Origin of the sequence: Kitasatospora sp. NPDC058243 (assembly GCF_042882025.1) — a bacterium.
Taxonomy (GTDB): Bacteria; Actinomycetota; Actinomycetes; order Streptomycetales; family Streptomycetaceae; genus Kitasatospora.
The window spans coordinates 1-5538 of record NZ_JBHVWW010000077.1 but is presented as its reverse complement, the minus strand read 5'-3'; the positions used below and the strand labels follow the sequence as shown (position 1 = coordinate 5538).

Genomic DNA, 5538 nt, shown 5'->3' with positions numbered 1-5538 from the left:
GCGGTTGCTGCGGTGAGCACGTGGTGGAGGCGTCCCGGTGGTGCTGGCCGGCGGGGGGGGGAAAGGGCGGGGGGGGGGGTGGGGGGCACGTGGGTGGCCGACCCCCCGGCGGGGGGTTCCCGCCCACCGGCGCGTTCGGCGGTCTGTGTTCAGGGCACGATGACGTCGGTGGTCCAGTCGGCGGCGTCCGGGCCGAGGGCCTTGGTGTGGGCGAGCATCCAGGGGAGGCCGCCGAGCTGCTCCAGGGAGGGCGGATCGCCGGCTCCGGTGCCGATGGAGATCTCCACCCCGTTCTGGACGGACTCCAAGGGCGGGTGCGGGTCGGTGTAGGGCGAGCCGTCCGTGCTGGTGTAGACCGGGCGCGGCCCGACCGGCCGCATGCTGACCGAGACGTTCTTCCCCTCGACCTGGAACATCAGCCACAGGTCCCAGGCGCCGACGCCGTCCAGGTCCGGACGCGAGAGCATGACGTCGGTGGCCTTGAACGTCTCGGGCAGGCCGGTGAACTGCACCGGCAGCGGGACGTTCCAGTGGCCGAACCGGACGCCGGTGGCGACCTTGTGGAGGACTTCGTCGGTGACGTCCCCGGGCGTCTGGCCGTCCACGCTGACCTCGGCCCAGCGGCCCTCGGGGGTCAGCCAGCGCAGCGTCGGCTGGTAGCTCTCGGGCTGGTCGGCGACCACCCGGTAGGCCGGTCGTCCGTTGACCGGTTCGGCGTCGACCTTGCTGAGTTTCACGTTGACCCCCGTCATCGGGGGCTCGGAGCCCGCCGGGTACTGGGAGAGCCTGATGCGGGCAGCGTTCTTGCCCGCGCCTCGGGCCTGGGCGTAGATGCCGTGGTAGCCGGTCTCGTAGCCGATGTGCTGCTCGCCGCCCACCCAGTCGGGCAGCCAGCCGAAGTGGACCTCGGTGGTCAGCGGGTCGATGCCGCTCACGGTCGGGGTCGGGGTCGGGGTCGGGGTCGGAGTCGGCGTCGAGGACGGCGAGGTGCTCGAGGTGGGCCCCGCCGGCGGTGTCGGGGTGACGGTGCCGCTTCCCGGGGCCAGCAGCGCGGTGGTCGCCACCACCGCCACCGTCACGGCGGCGACGGCGCCGACCGCGGCGCGCTTGCGACGGCGCAGCCGGGCGGTGCCCTCGGCGATCGAGCGGTCGGCGTCGAACCGCACAGGTGGCGCCGACCCGTCGGCGAGGGCCGTCAGCCGGGCGGTGAGGTCGTGGTGATCCTTGCTGGTCATGGCGTCCTCTCTGCGACGGTGGGGCGGGCGGCGAGCCTGCCGCGGAGGGTGTCCAGGGCCCGGGAGCTCTGGCTCTTGACGTTGCCCGACGAGCAGCCCATGGCGTCGGCGGCCTGGTCGATCGTCAGGTCGCAGTAGTACCGGAGCACCACGGCCGCCCGTTGGCGGGCCGGCAGCGTCGCCAGGGCGTGGCGCAGGTCCAGCGAGGCGTCGAGGTCGACGGGCACGGACTCGGTGTCGAGGTCGGTGCCCGGCCGGCTGGTCCGCCGCCACCAGGAGGTGCGCTGCTCGGCCAGGAAGGTGTTGACCAGCACCCTGCGGGCATAGCCGTCCAGGTTCTCCATGCGGCCTGCCCGCGACCAGTTCACGTACAGCTTGGTGATGGTCTCCTGGACCAGGTCGTCCGCGCGGTGCCAGTCCCCGCACAGCAGATAGGCGACCTTGCGCAGCCAGCCGCTCCTGGAAGTCACGTACTCCGTGAACTCCTCGTCGCGTGCCTGCTTCGCCATCTGCGCCCCCCTTCTCCCTCGTGTCGTCGGCGCTCGTGCGCGCCGTCCACCCCCCTAATGCGGGCACCCGCCCCGAACGTTGCATGCGAATGCGCACGTAGGCTTTCGGGCATGCCCAACGGCCGGTACTCGCTCCATACAGCCATGACTCCTCTGGGTCACGACCGCGTGCTGCTCGGGGAGGAGCGCTTCAGCTGCGCCCCCGGGGCGGCCGGCTGGCGGTACGTCTCCAAGACCTACGCGCCGGACGGGCGGGTGATCGGCAGCGTCGACCTCACCCTGGACTCGCGGGCCCGCCCGCTGCGGATGGAGCTGCGGGCCGGCGGCTGGCAGGTGCGCGGCGGCGCGGTGGACGGCGTCGCCTGGGTCCGGACGGACGCGGCGGACCCGGGCGGCGAGCACAGCGTGGAGGGGCACGACCGGGCGCACGGGTTCACCGGCGGCTCGCCGGCCTTCCTGGTCGCCACCGCCCGGCTGCTGCGGCTGCGGGAGGGGGCGAGCGCGCGGGTGCGGCTGGTCGCGTTCACCGAACCGGTGCTGGCGCCGCGCACCTTCGACCAGGGGTGGCTGTTGGAGGGTGTCGACACGCACCAGACCGACTCCGGGCCGCTGCTGGTCGAGCGGTACCAGGTCGCGGATCTGGAGACCGGCGAGCAGCAGGTCGTGCACCTCGCGGGGGACGTGGTGCTGGCGGCCGACGGGATCGAACTGGAGGAGCTGGCGTCGCCGCCGAACGCCTGGCCGGCGCAGTTCGGGGAGTAGGCCCGGGTTGCGCGGGCCGGGCGGCGGGCCGAGGGCGCGGAGTCTAGGCGGGCGGCGCGAAGCCGGTGTCGGTGCCGGGGGTCGGTTCCGGGGTCGGTGCGGGGGCCGGTGTCGGGGACGGCCGGTCGGCGGCAGGCGGGGCGGGCTTCTCGAAGGAGGGGGCAGCCGGGGCCGCGGCTGTCGTCGGGGGCGTCATCGGAGCGCCGAGGCCGCGCAGCGGCTGGCCGTCCGCGGTGGGCGGCTGGGGTGCGGGAGCCGGCCACGCGGCGGGTGCGGGGGCCGCGGTCCGCTGCCACTGCGCCTGGGCCCGCGTCCACTCCCGGCGCTGGCGCTCGGTGAGCACCGCGCCCAGGTACGCCGCCGGGTGCAGCCCCTGCGCCACCGGGTGACCGGTCCGGGCGGCCAGGTCGCCGGCCAGCCGGGTGGACATCTGGAGCGCCACCGTCTGGTCCAACTGGCCTATGCGGCCCAGCAGTTGGCGGATCGCCAGCCAGAGCGGCTCCGGCACCGCGGACAGGTCCATCGCGACCAGCTCCCGGCCCATCGCCTGGAGCAGGTGCGGGTGCACGGGCGGCAGCGGGGGCGGCGTCCCACCACCCGGGGTGCGCTCGCGGACGACCACCGTCCCGGCGAAGATGTCGCCCAGCCGCTTGCCGTCCGCGTTCACGGCCGAGGTGATCACCGCTGGCACGCCGGTCATGGCGACCAGCTCCATGAAGCCGACCAGCCCGCGCACCAGCGAGTGCCGGAACCGCACCGGGCCGCCGTCGGTGCGCACCACCCGCAGGCCGAGCGCGGCCTTGCCGAGCGAGCGCCCGTGGCTGAAGGTCTCGACCATCACCGGCACGGCCACCAGGAAGAACACCAGCAACCCGATCAGCGTGGCCGCCAGCGCTGCACCGTCCAGTCCGATCAGGGCGACGCTCAGGGTGAGCGAGACCAGGAACAGGGCGGCGAACTCCACGAGCAGGTCCAGCGTGATCGCCAGCGCCCGGCTGGGAAGCTTCGCCGTCTGCAGGTCGAGGACGACCGCCTCACCCGTCACCAGGTCGCTCAAGACACCTGTCCGTTCACGTTCGTGGAGCCGTACAGCTCACTCATGGAGGCCGCCGAGGGCGGCACGGACGAGGGGAGGGACGTCACCCGGACCGACCCCCACGACCTGCTCTCCGCAGTCTGATCCGCAGCCGCAAACATACGGCGCCCGGTGGCCGCACGGGAAGTGAGATCCCGGCGGCCGGGGTGCCCACCGCTCCTGGCATGCTGGGCCGCGCGTGTCCGTACGTACCCGCCCGTCCGCCCGCCCGCGACCGGGCCCCTCGCGCCCACCGCCGACCATGGAGCCGCCGAATGGACCTGGACGTCTTCGTCGCCACCCACCAGGGGGAGTGGGCACGGCTGGACGCCCTCGCCCGACGGCGCCGGCTCAGCGGGGAGGAGGCCGACGAACTGGTCACCCTGTACCAGCGCGCCACCGGCCACCTGGCCAAGGTCCAGGCCGCCGCACCGGACCCGGCCCTGCTCAGCCGGCTGACCGGCCTGGTCTCGCGGGCGCGCAGCGCGGTGACCGGATCGCGCAGCAGCGGCTGGCACGACGTCGCCCGGTACTACACGGTGAGCTTCCCGGCCGCGCTGTACCGCGCGCGCCGCTGGTGGGTGCCGGTCGCGGTCGTCTCGCTGCTGGCCACTGCGGTGCTCGCCTGGTGGATGGCCACCCACCCCGAGGTCCGCAACAGCCTGGTCGCTCCGGATCACCTGCGGGAGATGACCCGCCCGGGCGGGCAGTACGAGTCGTACTACTCGGACCGCCCGGCGAGTTCGTTCGCCGCACAGGTCTGGACGAACAACGCCTGGATCGCCGTGCAGTGCCTGCTGTTCGGGATCGCGCTGGGTCTCCCGGTGCTCTGGGTGATGTGGACCAACGTGGTCAACCTCGGTGTCGGCGTCGGGCTGATGGCCTCCGCCGGGCGACTCGACGTCTTCCTCGGCCTGCTCATCCCGCACGGCCTGTTGGAGCTGACCGCGGTGTTCGTGGCCGGCGGCCTCGGCCTGCGCCTCGGCTGGACGGTCATCGACCCCGGCCCGCGCACCCGTGGAACGGCCCTGGCCGAACAGGGCCGCTCCATCATCGGCATGTCCATCGGCCTCGCGACGGTGCTGGCCGTTTCCGGTGTACTCGAAGCGTTCGTCACCCCTTCCGGACTGCCCACCTGGGCGCGCATCTCGATCGGCGTGCTGGCCGAGGCGGCATTCCTCCTCTACGCGCTGGTGTGGGGCCGAAAGGCCGCCGAGGCCGGCGAAGTCGGTGATCTGGACGCGGCCGATCGGGCGGATCTGCAACCCGTCGCGGCCTGAGGCGAGGTGATCCACACGCCTCTGACCTGGTACTCTTCTCGCATCCCGACCAAACCATTGACGTGGTGAGGGTGGGCTAGTAGGTTTGAACGGTTGGGACAGACTGGACAACGGTCAGTCCCGGGCGTTAGTGTCTACGACACCGCCAAATCGAGGTGAGCGCGTTTTATGAATGCGCATCCTTCGACCAGGCAAAATCCCGCGGACTGAGCACACCGAAAGCTTTGATAAGCTTCGGAGCGAAGTTCGAAGGAAATCCCGCCAGCGGGAATTCGGAGAAACGAAGCCGGTAAGAACGGCCGCGAGGATCTGATAAGCTGGAAACACGAAAGAACGAAGCGCCCGGAGGGCCCGCTGGAAGGCGGTCCGAAGGAAGTGTCCGTTCCTTGAGAACTCAACAGCGTGCCAAAAGTCAACGCCAGATATGTTGACATCCCCGGCCTCAGATTCTTCTGGGGTTGGAGATTCCTTTTGAAGTAAAACACTAGCGAGGACGCAGTGCGCGGGACCGCCCTATTCCGGTGGTTGCCGTGCCGCTCAACGCGGGTGTCGACCGGCCTCCTTCAATGTGGGGCCGAGTAAACATTCACGGAGAGTTTGATCCTGGCTCAGGACGAACGCTGGCGGCGTGCTTAACACATGCAAGTCGAACGGTGAAGCCCTTCGGGGTGGATCAG

At 71.7% G+C, this 5538-nt stretch carries 5 protein-coding genes and 1 rRNA gene; 3 read left to right on the top strand and 3 right to left on the bottom strand.

What is annotated here, in order from left to right; genetic code table 11:
* Nucleotides 1-149: 149 nt before the first annotated feature.
* Together ACFVX9_RS34250 and ACFVX9_RS34245 are read right to left on the bottom strand one after the other, a co-directional pair.
* The gene (locus tag ACFVX9_RS34250) at nt 150-1235 is read right to left on the bottom strand and encodes a hypothetical protein (protein ID WP_387985583.1); all 1086 of its coding nucleotides are present in this window, start codon (nt 1233-1235) and stop codon (nt 150-152) included.
* The gene (locus ACFVX9_RS34245) at nt 1232-1744 is read right to left on the bottom strand and encodes a SigE family RNA polymerase sigma factor (protein WP_380380942.1); all 513 of its coding nucleotides are present in this window, start codon (nt 1742-1744) and stop codon (nt 1232-1234) included. The genes ACFVX9_RS34250 and ACFVX9_RS34245 overlap by 4 nt, the downstream gene beginning before the upstream one ends.
* Before the next feature lie 111 nt (nt 1745-1855).
* On the opposite strand from ACFVX9_RS34245, the gene ACFVX9_RS34240 reads away from it, so the two are divergent.
* Nucleotides 1856-2506 (top strand): hypothetical protein, encoded by a 651-nt coding sequence (locus tag ACFVX9_RS34240; protein ID WP_350886472.1) that lies wholly within the window; start codon nt 1856-1858, stop codon nt 2504-2506.
* 43 nt (nt 2507-2549) lie between these two features.
* On the opposite strand, the gene ACFVX9_RS34235 is transcribed toward ACFVX9_RS34240, so the two are convergent.
* The gene (locus tag ACFVX9_RS34235; RefSeq protein ID WP_387985578.1) at nt 2550-3563 is read right to left on the bottom strand and encodes an RDD family protein; all 1014 of its coding nucleotides are present in this window, start codon (nt 3561-3563) and stop codon (nt 2550-2552) included.
* 293 nt (nt 3564-3856) lie between these two features.
* Between ACFVX9_RS34235 and ACFVX9_RS34230 the strand changes: the two genes are divergently transcribed.
* Together ACFVX9_RS34230 and ACFVX9_RS34225 are read left to right on the top strand one after the other, a co-directional pair.
* Nucleotides 3857-4861 carry a stage II sporulation protein M gene (locus ACFVX9_RS34230; RefSeq protein ID WP_063349146.1) on the top strand — a complete coding sequence of 335 codons (1005 nt, stop codon included), beginning with the start codon at nt 3857-3859 and terminating at the stop codon, nt 4859-4861.
* A 585-nt stretch (nt 4862-5446) separates the two neighbouring features.
* Nucleotides 5447-5538, top strand: a 16S ribosomal RNA gene (locus ACFVX9_RS34225); the annotation flags it as partial.

Excerpts from the sequence above, each read along its gene's own strand:
- ACFVX9_RS34250 (WP_387985583.1), bottom strand. The coding sequence starts at position 1,235 with ATGACCAGCAAGGATCACCACGACCTCACCGCCCGGCTGACGGCCCTC.
- ACFVX9_RS34230 (WP_063349146.1), top strand. The coding sequence starts at position 3,857 with ATGGACCTGGACGTCTTCGTCGCCACCCACCAGGGGGAGTGGGCACGG.
- ACFVX9_RS34240 (WP_350886472.1), top strand. The coding sequence starts at position 1,856 with ATGCCCAACGGCCGGTACTCGCTCCATACAGCCATGACTCCTCTGGGT.
- ACFVX9_RS34245 (WP_380380942.1), bottom strand. The coding sequence starts at position 1,744 with ATGGCGAAGCAGGCACGCGACGAGGAGTTCACGGAGTACGTGACTTCC.